Annotated in this window: 12 protein-coding genes; 10 read left to right on the top strand and 2 right to left on the bottom strand. The window is 70.2% G+C overall.

The window, feature by feature from the left end; translation table 11 throughout:
- Positions 1–31 precede the first annotated feature (31 nt).
- Positions 32–1,264: a D-alanyl-D-alanine carboxypeptidase family protein gene (locus tag ABT130_RS44800; protein ID WP_350966095.1), complete on the bottom strand. Its 1,233-nt coding sequence runs from the start codon at positions 1,262–1,264 to the stop codon at positions 32–34.
- Positions 1,265–1,351: 87 nt separating this feature from the next.
- Between ABT130_RS44800 and ABT130_RS44795 the strand changes: the two genes are divergently transcribed.
- On the top strand, positions 1,352–1,570 hold the full coding sequence (locus tag ABT130_RS44795; protein ID WP_030912524.1) for an SCO4848 family membrane protein: 219 nt from the start codon (positions 1,352–1,354) through the stop codon (positions 1,568–1,570).
- Here ABT130_RS44795 and ABT130_RS44790 read toward each other — a convergent pair.
- Entirely contained in the window at positions 1,529–2,926 is a 1,398-nt protein-coding gene (locus ABT130_RS44790) for a peptide ligase PGM1-related protein (RefSeq protein ID WP_350911634.1), read from the bottom strand. The genes ABT130_RS44795 and ABT130_RS44790 overlap by 42 nt on opposite strands.
- Before the next feature lie 533 nt (positions 2,927–3,459).
- Here ABT130_RS44790 and ABT130_RS44785 point away from each other — a divergent pair.
- From ABT130_RS44785 to ABT130_RS44745, 9 genes are all read left to right on the top strand, one after another.
- Positions 3,460–4,710: a M20 family metallopeptidase gene (locus ABT130_RS44785; RefSeq protein WP_350966094.1), complete on the top strand. Its 1,251-nt coding sequence runs from the start codon at positions 3,460–3,462 to the stop codon at positions 4,708–4,710.
- Positions 4,711–5,001: 291 nt separating this feature from the next.
- Entirely contained in the window at positions 5,002–6,081 is a 1,080-nt protein-coding gene (locus ABT130_RS44780) for a BMP family lipoprotein (protein ID WP_350966093.1), read from the top strand.
- Between the two features lie 100 nt (positions 6,082–6,181).
- Complete coding sequence (locus ABT130_RS44775; RefSeq protein ID WP_350911968.1) at positions 6,182–7,705, top strand: ABC transporter ATP-binding protein; 1,524 nt, start codon at positions 6,182–6,184, stop codon at positions 7,703–7,705.
- A 37-nt stretch (positions 7,706–7,742) separates the two neighbouring features.
- Entirely contained in the window at positions 7,743–8,891 is a 1,149-nt protein-coding gene (locus ABT130_RS44770) for an ABC transporter permease (protein ID WP_350966092.1), read from the top strand.
- Positions 8,888–10,168 (top strand): ABC transporter permease, encoded by a 1,281-nt coding sequence (locus ABT130_RS44765; protein ID WP_350966091.1) that lies wholly within the window; start codon positions 8,888–8,890, stop codon positions 10,166–10,168. Before ABT130_RS44770 ends, ABT130_RS44765 begins: the two co-directional genes overlap by 4 nt.
- Positions 10,169–10,214: 46 nt before the next feature.
- Positions 10,215–10,610, top strand: a complete 396-nt coding sequence (locus ABT130_RS44760; RefSeq protein WP_350911644.1) for a cytidine deaminase — start codon at positions 10,215–10,217, stop codon at positions 10,608–10,610.
- A gap of 2 nt (positions 10,611–10,612) precedes the next feature.
- Positions 10,613–11,893 (top strand): thymidine phosphorylase, encoded by a 1,281-nt coding sequence (locus tag ABT130_RS44755; RefSeq protein ID WP_350911646.1) that lies wholly within the window; start codon positions 10,613–10,615, stop codon positions 11,891–11,893.
- A 28-nt stretch (positions 11,894–11,921) separates the two neighbouring features.
- Positions 11,922–12,482 (top strand): TetR/AcrR family transcriptional regulator, encoded by a 561-nt coding sequence (locus ABT130_RS44750; protein WP_350966090.1) that lies wholly within the window; start codon positions 11,922–11,924, stop codon positions 12,480–12,482.
- Between the two features lie 69 nt (positions 12,483–12,551).
- Positions 12,552–14,321: an alpha/beta fold hydrolase gene (locus ABT130_RS44745; RefSeq protein ID WP_350966089.1), complete on the top strand. Its 1,770-nt coding sequence runs from the start codon at positions 12,552–12,554 to the stop codon at positions 14,319–14,321.
- Positions 14,322–14,434: the final 113 nt, after the last annotated feature.

The raw sequence follows: 14,434 nt of genomic DNA, 5'->3' as shown, positions 1-14,434 counted from the left end.
GTCGCCATGGCCACGATCCGCGGAACACGCCTCAGCGGAAGCGCCTGCGCAGGCCGTACGCCAGCCAGAGCAGGCCGCCGAGCAGGCCCGCGCCGAGGACGTAGTAGCCGATCGGGATGCCCTCGTCGGCGGGTCTGGTGGCCGCGGCGGGGTTCCGCCCGGAGCCGGGGGTGGGGACGGCGGGAGGCGCCGAGGCGGTCGGGGGAGCGGGCAGCGGGGTGGGCTCGGGGATCGGGTCGACCAGCTGTCCGACCGGGGTGACCTTGCCGCGGTTGGCGAAGCCCCAGTCGAGCAGGTCGGCGACCTCCTCCCAGAAGTAGCCGTCGTGGCGCATGATCGACACGATGATCGTGTGACCGTTGCGCTTGGCCGCGCCGACGAAGCTGCCCAGGGCCTTGGAGGTCCAGCCGTTCTTGACGCCGATCATGCCCTTGTAGCGCCAGAGCAGCTTGTTGTGGTTGCCGATCTCGTAGTAGCCCTTGGGCGCCGGGAACTTGTCAGTTTTTGTGCTGATATATCGTCGAAAATCGGCGTTGGCCAGGCCGGCGCGGGCGATCAGTGCCAGGTCGTACGCCGAGCTGCTCTGGCCGGGTTTGTCCAGCCCGCTCGGGGTCTTGGCCACCGTGTCGAAAGCCTGCAGGCGCTTGGCCTCGGCGTTCATGTCCGCCAGGGTCACGGCCAGGCCGCCGTTGGCCTCGGCCAGCGCCATCGCGCAGTCGTTGCCCGAGACCAGCATCAGCGCCTTGAACAGGTCGTCGACGGTGTAGAGGGGCTTGGTGACCAGGCCGACCGCGCTGCCCTCCTCGTTCACGGCGCGGGTGCTCGGCCTGACCCTCCGGTTCTTGTCCAGTTTCGGGATCAGGGTGAGCGCGGTCAGCGCCTTCAGCGTGCTCGCGGGCAGGTAGCGCCCGTGGGCGTCCTTGGCCGCCAGCACCGCGCCGGTCTCGGCGTCGGCGATCACGTACGCCTTCGCGGCGGTCTTCGGCGGGGCCTTCACGCCCGAGGGGACGATGAGACCCCGCTCGGCGAGCCGGGAGCCGCCGACCGGCTCCCTCTCGCCCCGCGCGTGCGGGCCCAGCGCACCGGCGCCCGCGAGGTGGCTCAGGAGATCCGCAGTCGAGGGGCCGGCCGGCGAGCCGGTGTCCGCCCGTAGTGCCGGTGAACCGGCCGCGGACACACCCGCGGTCCTGGCCTGAGCGGGTGCGCCGAGAAAGGTGGTCGCCGCGAGCAGCACCCCGACGGGCGCGAGATGTTTGATCCCCATGATGATCTCAGGGTAGCTTCGTGCCGGTTCGCATAGAGTTAGAGGTGCCCTGACCAGGTACGGGCCACTCGGCGGGATACTGACATCATGCAAATATCACGAAAGATCGCCGCTTTTCTGATCGGCCTTGCCGCTTTCATGATCTTCGAATGGATCAACCTTGGCTTCAACCTCGCGGACGGCCACCCGACGGCCTTCTACGTGGTCCACGGAATCCTGATCGCCGTCAACATCGTGCTCGCGATCGTGCTCGGCGTGATCGGCCTACGCGGTTGGTCGCAGCGTGAGCAGGGTTCTTCGGTGTAGCTCGGCGGCCTCCTCGGCGGAGTCGCCGATGCTGGTGAACCCCAGCTTGCCGAACTCGGTGATCGCGCCCAGCAGGTGCAGCACGTTCCCGGTGCGGCTCTCGCGGTCGAAGCCGAGACCCGCGTCGTGAACCAGCTTGACGACCTCCCCGGGGGTGCGGCCCTTCAGCGTGGGGGAGGCGCAGTTGTCCGTCGCCACGTAGTACTTCGGCCGCCCGTCGCGCATCAGCGTGCCGGTGCCGGGGTCGTACGACGCGCCGGTGGTCAGGATCGCGGCGCCGAGCGGGTGGGTGGTGCCGCCGATGCGCAGGTTGATCTCACACAGCAACGTCCGGTAGCCGCCGTCGGTCTTGACGGCGAAGAAGTCGACGCCGAACAGTCCCACCACGCCGCGGTCCGCCAGGACCCTGGCGATCCGCGCGGTGTACGCGCCCAGCTCGGCGCGGTACTCCCGCCGGGCGGGGAAGCTGCAGCCCTGGTAGACATCCCCGTTGGGGCCGCCGAGGACCTGTTCGTGGGTGGCGACCACGTCGTAGACGCCGCCGGGGGTGATCCTCGCCAGCGCGCTGGGGGAGCACAGCGGCCGGTCCTCGATGAACTCCTCGATCACCGCCCCCCGCTCGGCGATCTTCTCGGCGAACGTCGTCCAGTTCTCGTCGGAGGCGGAGAAGCTCGTGGGGCAGGAGACGAGCGGCCGGTCGTCCTTGGTCACGATGGCGTTCCCGAGCCCCGAGTAGCTGTTGTTGAGCTTGACCATCAGCCTGGTCGTGGGGCTCATCGCGCGGGCGGCGTGCTCCACCTCGGTCAGCGAACGCAGGTCGCCGAAGCCCCTGACCGTCGGCACCCCGGCCTCGTCGCCGATCGCGCGTCCACCGCTCTTGGACCCCAGGTGGGCCAGGGAGGTGGCCGGGCCGTACACCGGCAGGGAGAGCAGCTCGGCGAGGCGTTCCTCGTACTCGCTCACCACGAACGGCACCATCCAGGCGCCCCCGCCGTCCTCGCGGGTCTTTCGACGGTCCCCGAGCGCGGCGCGGACGCGTTCGATCACGTCCGGGCGGCGCAGCAGCGCCTCGGTGAGCGGGTGCGTGTCGGGATCATCCAAACTGATCATTTGCAGGCGGGTACGGGCTTCGTCCGGATCGTCGAGGAAGCTCAGGTAGTAGTCCACGACCGCGTCGTTCACCGGCATCGAGGTGAGGTAGACGACCTCGACCTTCGGCTCTCTCAGGGTGAGGAGCAGGAAGAGCAGTCGTTCCTCGTAGCAGAGGGCTCCGGTGATCCTGCGCAGTTCATCCTGGGGAAGCGACAACGAGGGAAGGACCACCAGCGTGCCCTCGTCCGGTTCAAATATGCTCAAACGCGACTGCCTCTCCCCGAATGGGATGTTAGCGATCATGTGAGGAGTGAAACATGCATTCATCCCGTTTACATCACTCCGCCGGGTTCGATGACCGGCACCTGAGGTCAGGTAAATTGCCAGGTCGGCGATGTTTGGAAGTGGCCCGGGAGTGTCATCCTCCGGCCGGGCCGTCACCCCACATGACTACCGTCCCGTAGTCAATACGAGTCATCCCTTCTGGTTCTCTCGGGGGAGAAGGTGTACGAGTGAGGTATGGGGCGGCAAAACATTTGGCGTGGATGTCGGCGAGTTGCTCGCGGGGCGAGATAAAGTCGTTGTCATCGCCAATGCGACGGCTGCCCCGGACCACAGGCTCGCAGCTCCCGCGTCGGCGCCGACCAGCCCGCGCTGACACGGCCCGTGAGACCCACTCCGGCCCGTCGGTGTGGCGATCACTTTTTTCGGGACTGCCTCATGGGTTTCGAGATCCTGGGCAGTGGCACGGTGCGTCGAGGATGAAGGACCGCCGGCGCGGAATAGGACGGTGAGCAATGCGGGGGCGTAATTTGCGGGGAGAACTCGACACGTTCCTCGCCGGTCGCGAGCAGGAACTGATCAACTTCCGTCGAGACCTGCACATGCATCCCGAGCTCGCGTTCGCCGAATACCGCACGACGCAGCGCATCGCCGAGCGCCTGACCGCCGCGGGATTGGCTCCCTCGGTGCTGCCGCGCGGCACCGGCCTGCTCTGCGACGTCGGCAGCGGTGACGGTCCCACCGTGGCACTGCGGGCCGACATCGACGCGCTGCCGGTGCCGGACGAGAAGGACGTCCCCTACAGCTCGACGGTCCCCGGCGTGTGCCACGCCTGCGGCCACGACGTGCACACCGCGGTCCTGCTCGGCACCTCGCTCTTCCTCGCCCAGCAGGCCGAGGCCGGCCTGCTGCCCGGCAGGGTCCGGCTGATCTTTCAGCCCGCCGAGGAGCTTCCCGGCGGTGCGCTTGAGGTCATGGCCTCCGGTGGCATCAGCGGTGTCGACCGCATCTTCGGTCTGCACTGCGACCCCCGGCTGGACGTCGGCAGGGTCGGTCTCAAATCCGGTCCCATCACCTCGGCCTGCGACAAGGTGACGATCCGGGTGAGCGGTCCCGGCGGGCACACCGCCAGGCCGCACCTCACCGCCGACCTCGTCTTCGCGCTCGCCAAGATCCTCACCGAGCTGCCCGCCGCGCTCTCCCGCCGGGTCGACCCCCGCTCCTCGCTCAGCCTGGTCTGGGGCCGGGTGGAGGCGGGTTCGGTGGCCAACGCCATCCCGGACGACGGCGTCGCCGAGGGCACCGTGCGCTGCCTGGACGAGGCGGCCTGGCACGCGGCCCCCGACATGATCAAGTCGCTGCTGGAGTCGGTCGCGGGCGCGTACGGCGTCGAGGCCGAGATGGACTACACACGCGGCGTGCCGCCGGTGGTCAACGACAAGATCAGCGTGCAGATGCTGGCCGAGGCCGCGGAGGGCGTGCTCGGCGAGGGTGCCTCCGGGCCGACGGAGCAGAGCCTGGGGGGTGAGGACTTCGGCTGGTACCTGGAGTCCATCCCCGGCGCGTTCGCCAGGCTCGGCACCCGCGAGCCGGGGACGGCGCACCTGGCGGACATCCACCAGGGCACCTTCGACGTGGACGAGAGCGCCATCGGCACCGGGGTGCGATTCCTCGCGGCGACCGCGCTGACCGCGCTCTGGGAGGGGCAGCGCCCCGTCGCGGGCGAGGCCCTGATGGCACTGAAGGCGCTGAAGGCCGACAACTGACGCGCCCCCGGGGCGCAGTTGCCCGAAAAATTCCGATATATCCCAAGGAAGTGGCCGACGATCTGGAGAGAAAGATCGTCGGTCCGGGGGGTGGCCCGTTGCGGGTCGCCTTCAAGGCTACCCGTAAGTAGCTCCATCGGGCCCGGTGTGTCACAAGGTGGCCTGAGCTGCATAACGGACCTGTTTCGGACTCGTGTACCGGTTTGGTCAACCCTGATGGACCAACTATCTTCCGTGCAGGGTTGCCGTGCGTCTCTTCGCGCGTGCACTGAAACGCGAAGGGAGTCCATCTTGCTTCAGAACCGATTCGGCAAGCTGGCCGCGACCGCACTGGCGGGCAGCATGCTCATGGGAGCTGCCGCGTGTGGTGGAAGCGAGGAAGCGACCACGTCGGCTCAGCCGAGCGAGGCCGCCAGCAGTGCGGCGCCGGCCGCGACGGGACCCAAGGTCGGTCTCGCGTACGACATCGGCGGGCGTGGCGACCAGTCGTTCAACGACTCCGCGGCGGCCGGCCTCGACAAGGCCAAGAGCGAGCTGGGCCTGGCCGAGGTCAACGAGCTGGAGGCCGGTAACGGCGAGACCGAGGCGGCCAAGGAGGAGCGGCTCCGCCTGCTCGCCGACGGTGGCTTCAACCCGATCATCGCCGTGGGCTTCGCCTACTCCGGCCCGGTGAAGAAGGTCGCGACCGAGTTCCCCGACGTCAAGTTCGCGATCGTCGACGACGCCGCGGCGGTCGCCCCCAACATCTCCAACCTCCTCTTCGCTGAGCACGAGGGTTCCTTCCTGGTCGGCGCCGCGGCGGCGCTGAAGAGCAAGAAGAACCACGTGGGCTTCGTCGGCGGCGTCCAGGTGCCGCTGATCAACAAGTTCGAGGCCGGGTTCGCCGCGGGCGCCAAGGCGGTCAAGTCGGACGTGAAGATCGAGGTCAAGTACCTGACCCAGCCGCCGGACTTCACCGGCTTCACCGACCCGGCCAAGGGCAAGACCGCGGCCGAGGGCATGTTCGACGCGGGTGCCGACGTGGTCTACCAGGCCGCGGGCGGTTCCGGCGGCGGCGTGTTCGAGGCGGCCAAGGCCGCCAAGGGCCTGGCCATCGGCGTCGACTCCGACCAGGCCAAGACCGCGGCCCCCGAGCTGCAGGGCCTCATCATGACCTCCATGCTCAAGAAGGTCGACGTCGCCGTCTTCGACTTCCTGAAGAGCTTCACCACCAATTCCGTGAAGTCGGGCGTCACGACGTACGACCTCAAGGCCAATGGTGTCGACTACTCCACCACCGGTGGCCAGGTCGACGACATCAAGGCCCAGCTCGACGAGTACAAGCAGAAGATCATTTCCGGCGAGATCACCGTGCCGGACAAGACCTCCTGACCTGGTATTAATGAGGGGCCCGGCGGACATTTCCCCCGGGCCCCTCGTCCTACGCTCACCATCACGTTCCGTATCGGGCACCCGTACGGAGGAGGCCGTCATCAGCACCCCGGCACCGGCCGTCGAACTCGAGGGGATCACGAAACGATTCCCCGGCGTCGTCGCCAACCGCGACATCTCTCTCTCCGTGCGGCAGGGACACGTGCACGCCGTCGTCGGAGAGAACGGCGCGGGCAAGTCTACCCTCATGAAGATCCTTTACGGTATGCAGCGCCCGGACGAGGGCCAGATCCGCGTCAACGGCAAGGACGTGAGCTTCCGCTCGCCCGGCGAGGCGATCGCGGTGGGGATCGGCATGGTCCACCAGCACTTCATGCTGGCCGACAACCTGACCGTGCTGGAGAACGTGATCCTCGGCAGCGAGCCCCGCAGGGGCGGGGTCGCCATCGACTTCGGCGCCGCGAGAAAGCGGATCAAGGAGATCTCCGACTCGTACGGCCTCGGCATCGAGCCCGACGTCACCGTCGAGGATCTGGGCGTGGGCGCGCGCCAGCGGGTGGAGATCCTGAAGGTCCTCTACCGCGGCGCGCGGATCCTCATCCTGGACGAGCCGACCGCCGTGCTGGTGCCGCAGGAGGTCGAGGAGCTCTTCGCCAACCTGCGCGAGCTGGTCCGCGAGGGCCTCACCATCATCTTCATCTCCCACAAGCTGGACGAGGTGCTCTCGGTCGCCGACGCCATCACGGTCATCCGGCGCGGCACGACCGTGGCCAGCGTGGATCCCAAGGACGTGACCGCCAGGCAGCTGGCCGAGCTCATGGTCGGCAGCGAGCTGCCCAGCCCGGAGACCCGCGAGTCCACCGTCACCGACGTGGTGGCGCTGTCGGTGCGCGGCCTGACCGTCCACTCGGGGGACGACCGCCGCGTTGTGGACGACGTCGGCTTCGAGATCCGCAAGGGCGAGGTGCTCGGCATCGCCGGGGTCGAGGGCAACGGCCAGGCCGAGCTGGTCGAGGCCATCATGGGCATGCGCGCGGCCGGGGGCGAGATCCGCCTCGGTGAGCACGACATCTCCGCCTGGACGACGCTGCGCCGCCGCGAGGCGGGCATCGGCTACATCCCCGAGGACCGCCACCGGCACGGCCTGCTGCTGGAGGCCCCGCTCTGGGAGAACCGCATCCTCGGCCACCAGACGCGGCGGCCCAACGTGAAGGGCCCCTGGATCGACCGCGCGGGAGCGCGCGAGGACACCCGGCGCATCGTCGAGGAGTACGACGTCCGGACCCCGGGCATCGACGTGGACGCCTCGGCCCTGTCGGGCGGCAACCAGCAGAAGCTGATCGTCGGCCGGGAGATGAGCGGGGAGCCGGTGTTCCTGATCGCGTCCCACCCGACGCGCGGCGTCGACGTGGGCGCGCAGGCCGCGATCTGGGACCATCTGCGCGCCGCGCGCGCCGCGGGCCTGGCGGTCCTGCTGATCTCGGCCGACCTCGACGAGCTCATCGGCCTGTCGGACACCCTCAAGGTGATCCTGCGCGGCCGGATCGTCGCCGAGGTCGACCCCAAGGACGTGACACCCGAGCAGCTCGGTTCAGCCATGACGGGTGCTGGAGAGGCGGCATGAACACCCATGTAGCGAGCACTCCCCCCGGGGTGCCCGGATGAGTCCGGAAAAATCCACCTTCACCGACCGGTTGCTCGGCAGGGTCTCCCCGACAGGGCTGCTCTCGCTCGCCGCCCCGCTCGCCGCCATCGTGTTCGCCGCCCTGGTCACCATGATCGTTCTGCTGATCACGGGCGACCCGCCGGTCGAAACGATGGCCATCATGGCCGAGTACGGCGTGCGGCCGCGCTCGATCGTGCTGTCCCTGAACTACGCGACGACCTACTACCTGTCCGCGCTGGCGGTGGCGATCGGGTTCAGGATGAACCTCTTCAACATCGGCGTCGACGGCCAGTACCGTCTGGCGGCGCTCACCGCCGCGGCCGTCGGCGGTGCGGTCGCCCTGCCCGCCCCGCTGCACATCGCACTGATCATCTTCGTCGCCATGCTGGTCGGCGCGGGGTGGGCGGCGATCGCCGGGCTGCTGAAGGTGCGGCGCGGGGTCAGCGAGGTCATCTCCACGATCATGCTGAACGCCATCGCGACCGCGCTCGGCGCCTGGCTGCTCAACAAGGAGCGCTTCGCGGTCGAGGTCGCGGGCAGCAACAACATCGGTACCAAACCGATCGGCCCGTCCGGCCAGGTGCCCGGTCTGGAGATCATCCCCGGCACCCAGACGAAGGTGTTCGGCCTGATCATCCTCGCGGTCGTGATGGGCGTCGTCTACCACGTGGTGCTCAACCGGACCCGCTTCGGCTTCGACCTGCGCGCCACCGGCCGCTCGGAGACGGCCGCGGTGGCCAGCGGCGTCAACGTCAAGCGGATGGTCCTCACCGCGATGATCCTGTCCGGCGCGGTGGCGGGCCTGGTCGGCATGCCACAGCTGCTCGGCGCCTCCTACAGCTACAGCCTGGACTTCCCCACCGGACTCGGCTTCACCGGCATCGCGATCGCGCTGCTCGGCCGCAACCACCCGGTCGGCATCGCGTTCGGCGCCCTGCTGTGGGCCTTCCTGGAGACCTCCTCCGGCATCCTGCAGATCAAGAAGATCTCGCCGGACATCGTCACCATCATGCAGGGCACGATCGTGCTCTCGGTGATCATCGCCTACGAGCTGGTCCACCGCTACCAGGTCTCCGCCGAGCAGCGCCGGGTGAGCCGCCAGCTGGCGAGCGCCGCCCCGACCAGGGAAGGAACGCCGGCATGAGCCAGGGCGCCCTCACCACGCCGGAGACTCCCTTCCTGGAGCCGAAGGCCGTCACCCGCAAGTTCAGGATCACCTGGCGGGTCCTGCTGCTCGCCCTCGGCGCGCTGGTCCTGCTGCTGTCGTTCGCCCGGGCCGTCACCGGCGCCGTCGACCTCACCTCGGCGGGCGCGATCAACGCGTCCGTCGCGCTGGCCATCCCCATCGGCCTGGCCGCTCTCGGCGGCCTGTGGTCCGAGCGGGCCGGGGTGGTCAACATCGGCCTCGAAGGCATGATGATCCTGGGCACCTGGTTCGGTGCCTGGGGTGCGCTCCAGTTCGGCAACCCCTGGGCGGGCGTGGTGGCGGGCCTGGTCGGCGGAGCCCTGGGCGGGCTGCTGCACGCGATCGCCACCGTGACGTTCGGGGTCGACCACATCATCTCCGGTGTCGCGATCAACATCCTCGGCCTGGGTGTCACCCAGTTCCTGTCCAAGGTCACCTTCGCCGAGATGCCGGGCGGCGGCGACTCCCAGTCGCCCCCCGTGCCCAAGCCGGGCGTGGTGAGCCTGCCGTGGATCGGAGACTCGCTGAAGGCACTGGAGGCCAGGCAGTGGTTCCTGCTGTCGGACGTGGCGGGCATCCTGCGCGGCCTGACGACGAACGTCTCGCTCCTCACGATCCTGGCCATCCTGCTCGTCCCGCTGACCTACTACGTGCTCTGGCGCACCGCGTTCGGCCTGCGTCTGCGCTCCTGCGGGGAGAGCCCGGTGGCCGCCGAGTCGCTGGGCGTCAACGTCTACCTGTACAAGTACGTCGCGGTGGTCGTCTCCGGGGCCTTGGCGGGCCTGGGCGGCGCGTTCCTGGCCCAGGTGGCGGCCAGCGCCTACCGTGAGGGGCAGACCGGCGGTCGCGGCTTCATCGGTCTCGCCGCCATGATCTTCGGTAACTGGCGGCCCGGCGGGCTGGCCGGCGGCGCCGTGCTGTTCGGCTACACCGACGCGCTCCAGCTCCGCAGGGGCGGCGAGTCGGTGCACGCGCTGCTGCTCGTGGTGGCGGTCCTGATCGTCGCCGTGGCCGTCTACCAGCTGGTACGGCAGAACCGGACCCGGGCGGCGCTGATCACCGGGGTCGCGGCGGTCGCGGTGTTCGTCGTGTTCGCGCTGACCGACACCGTACCCTCGGAGTTCACCTCGGTCACCCCGCACATCACCACGCTGCTGGTGCTGTCACTGGCCGCGCAGCGGCTCCGCCCGCCCGCCGCCGACGGAGTGCCATACCGCAGGGGGCAGGGTAAGTGACCATCACGCGCGTCTCACGAGTGGACCTGATCTGATGAGCACCGAGATGAGCATTGACTGGGCGGCTCTCAAGGCCGAGGCCGTTCGGGCCATGGGGCATGCCTACGCCCCCTACTCGAAGTTCCCGGTCGGCGCCGCCGCCCTGGTGGACGACGGGCGGATCGTGTCCGGCTGCAACGTCGAGAACGCCTCCTACGGCATCGGACTGTGCGCCGAGTGCGGGCTGGTCTCCGCGCTCCAGGCCACGGGTGGTGGCCGCCTGGTCGCGTTCACCTGCGTCGACGGGCACGAGGAGTTGCTCATGCCGTGCGGCAGGTGCCGCCAGCTGCTGTACGAGTTCGGCGGCCCAGAGTTGCTGCTGGAGACCATCGACGGTCCGAAGCCGATGTCGGAGATCCTTCCGTACGCCTTCGGACCGGAGAACCTGAGCCGGGGGGCCTGAGCATGGACGCGATCAACGTCATCGTCACCAAGCGGGACGGCGGTGAGCTGTCGGCCGAGCAGATCGACTGGGTGATCGACGCCTACACCAGGGGCGTCGTCGCCGACGAGCAGATGTCCGCGCTCGCGATGGCGATCCTGCTCAACGGCATGAACCGGCGGGAGATCGCCGGGTGGACCCAGGCCATGATCCGTTCCGGGGCGCGGATGGACTGGTCGGCGCTGCCGGGGCCCACCACGGACAAGCACTCCACCGGCGGCGTCGGTGACAAGATCACGCTGCCGCTGGCTCCGCTGGTCGCCGCGTGCGGGGGCCACGTGCCCCAGCTGTCCGGCCGGGGGCTCGGCCACACCGGCGGCACCCTGGACAAGCTGGAGTCCATCCCCGGCTGGCAGGCGTCCCTGTCCAACGACGGGATGCTCGACGTGCTCGGCAAGGCCGGCGCGGTCATCTGCGCGGCGGGCGACGGGCTCGCCCCGGCCGACAAGAAGCTGTACGCGCTCCGCGACGTCACCGGCACGGTCGAGTCGATCCCGCTGATCGCCTCCTCGATCATGTCGAAGAAGATCGCCGAGGGCACCGGCGCGCTGGTGCTGGACGTCAAGGTCGGCTCAGGGGCCTTCATGAAGACCCCTGAGCGGGCCCGTGAGCTGGCCACGACCATGGTCGCGCTGGGCACCGACGCCGGAGTCAACACGGTCGCGCTGCTGACCGCCATGGACCGGCCGCTGGGCCTGGCCGTGGGCAACGCGCTGGAGGTCACCGAGTCGGTCGAGGTGCTCGCCGGCGGCGGCCCCGCCGACGTGGTCGAGCTGACCGTACGGCTGGCGCGGGAGATGCTTCAGGCGGCGGGCCTGTCCGGTGGCAAGGACCCGGAGCGGGCCCTCGCGGACGGCTCGGCGATGGACGTCTGGCGCCGGATGATCTCCGCCCAGGGCGGCGACCCGGACGCCCCGCTGCCCACGGCCGCCGAGACCATGGAGATCACCGCGCCCTCGTCCGGCGTGCTGTCCAGGCTCGACGCGTACGGCGTGGGCCTGGCGGCCTGGCGGCTCGGCGCGGGCCGGGAGCGCAAGGAGGACCCGGTGTCGTTCGGCGCGGGCATCGTGCTGCACGCCAAGCCGGGGGACCCCGTCCGCGAGGGGCAGCCGCTGATGACGCTGCACGCGGACGAGACCTTCCGCTTCGAGCGGGCGCTCGCCGCGCTGGAGGGCGCCTACACCATCGGGGAGAGCGCCGATCCGGACCTGCTCCCCCTGGTGATCGACCGCATCACGGCCTGACCCAGAAAGATCGGTCTATTTTAGAGAGATGGGACAGAAGGGCGAGGAGACGCGCGGCCGGTTGCTCGACGCGACGCAGGACCTGATCGAGGGCGGGGGCTACTTCGAGGCGGGACTGAACCGGGTGATCGCGGCCAGCGGCGCGCCGCGTGGTTCGCTCTACTTTCACTTCCCCGGCGGTAAGGACCATCTGGTCGCGGAGTCCGTCCGGCGGGCGGGTCGCGAGATCGGCCAGGTCGTGCACGACCTGGCCGAGACCGCGCCGGACACGGTGACCTTGGTCACCGCCATGCTCGGGGTGCTCGGCGACCGGCTGGAGGCGTCCGGCTGGCGCAAGGGTTGTCCGGTGGCCACGGTCGCGCTGGAGATGGCCGCCACCAACGATCCGCTGCAGGAGGTCTGCTCGGAGGCGTACGGGTCCTGGGAGGGCTCACTCCGCGACCGGCTGGCAGCCGACGGGCACCCCGAGGCCGCCGATGCCGCGGTCGCCGTTCTCGCCCTGATCGAGGGTGCGCTGGTGCTCGCCAAGGCGCATCGCAGCCGGGAGCCGCTCGATCGGGTGGCCCGGCAGGTCACCGCGTTGCTCTAGGAGGATCCGGTCCGGTAGGTTCCTGCGTGTCCATAAAATATGTAGACCGATCTATTTTGAGGTGATCGCATGGCCGTCGGCCCCATCGACTCCGTGGTCTTCGGCGCGGCCGGATTCATCGGTCGCTCCCTGGTGGCGGAACTTCTCCGCGCCCGGCGCGGGGTGGCCGCCGCCGTGCGCGGGCGGGCGGACCGGCTCACGTCATGGCTCACCGAGCAGGGAGTGGACACCGCGCGGCTGACCGTCGTCACCGCCGACATCACCGCGCCCGGGCTCGGCCTCGACGGCCTGGCGGACCTGGGGCAGGTGCGTGACGTCTACAACACCGCGGCGCGCTTCGCCTTCGGGCTGAGCGCCGAGGAGGCGAGGGCGGTCAACGTGACCGGGGCGCTCAACGTGGCGGACTGGGCCGCCACCAGGCCCGGCCTGCGCCGCCTGGTGCACATCAGCGGCTATCGCGTCAGCGGTGACTCACCGGACCGCCGCGGCGATCTCGCGGTGGACTACCGCCAGGGCGCCTACAAGGCGTCCAAGCGGGAGGCGGACGCGGCGCTCCGCGTCCGGGCACGCGAGCTGGGCATCCCGCTGACGATCGTCAACCCCGCCACCGTGGTCGGCACCGGCCAGTTCATCGGCCTGGCCACGGTGGTCAGGGACCTCTGGTACGGACGGCTTCCCGCGCTGCCGGGCGGCCCGGACATCTTCCTGCCCGTCGTGGACGGTGACTACTTCGCCCGCTTCACCGCCGCGCTGCCCGAGCACGAGGAGACCGAGGGGAATGCCTACTGGGTGCTCGATGACGAGACCCCCAACCTGCCGGAGCTGGTCAGGACGGTCGCCGGGCACCTGGGGGTGCCCGCGCCCCGGCGGGCGATCCCGGTCGGGGTGGTCCGGCGGCTGCCCCGCGCGCTCACCGGGGTCGATCCCGAGACGCTGTCGTTCCTGTCCGCCGACCGCTACGACACGGCCCCGGCCCGAAGCTTCGCGGAACGGGCCGGACTGGTCATGCCGCCGGTCGGGGAGGTGCTCCGGCGCTGGGCGGACGGGCTGGTCGCCGCCCGCTTCGGCCGCGGGGTCCCGCCGCGCGGGCCCTACGGGTTCCACGACGTGGCGGGGGTCAGGACCTGGGTGGCGGGGGAGCGCGAAACCCCCGAGTACGTGCTGTTCCACGGCCTGCCGCTGGACGCCGACTCCTGGGACGCGGTACGCGGACGGCTGGACGCCCCCGCGCTGGCCGCCGACCTGCCCGGTCTGGGCCGCTCCGCGGCGGCCCGGCGGAGCGGCCCGGGGCGCGGCCATCCGCTGGACGACTGGACGGCGGCTCTGATGGGGCCGGTCAGGACCAGGCCGGTGCTGGTCGGGCACTCCTTCGGCTGCGGGCCCGCCCTGCGCTACGCCGCCGCCCACCCCGACCGGGTCGCCGCGGTGGTCCTCGTCGCCCCCGCCTTCCTGCAGGCACCCTCGCCGCGGCTGCTGCGGTCTGGGATGGCCGTGCCGGTGCTGCGCCGGATGCGGGAGGAGCGGCTGGGGAGGATGCTCGGTGTTCCAGCCGGCGCGATCGCCGATATGCGGCGGCCGGGGGCGGCCCGCCGGGTGATCGAGGCGACCAGGGTGGCCCACATCGCCCGGGACGGGCTTCGCCGGTCGCTCGACCGGATCGAGGTGCCGGTGACGATCGTCGCCGGGGCCGCCGATTCGCCGGTCGCCGGCAGGAGTGCCGCCGTGATAGCGGGGGCGGGGCACTATCCCCAGCTCACGCATCCCGAGGAACTAGCCGAGGTGTTGCGGGCGGCCGGCAGGCGGGCCCGCCAGGAGCCTTCGCGACCGGCTCGGGGCTGAACCTCCGCGCTCATGCGCGAGACGCGGGCCCCGATCGCACGCTCCGCTCCCGGCGGCGATTCGCGGTCGCGTGCCGCGAATCGCCGCCGTCGGGGCCGCACCCGCCGGACAGC

Source organism: Streptosporangium sp. NPDC001681 (genome assembly GCF_040298085.1).
Taxonomy (GTDB): Bacteria; Actinomycetota; Actinomycetes; order Streptosporangiales; family Streptosporangiaceae; genus Streptosporangium.
The sequence above is the reverse complement of the archived record's forward strand: the minus strand, read 5'-3'. Positions and strand labels throughout refer to the sequence as shown.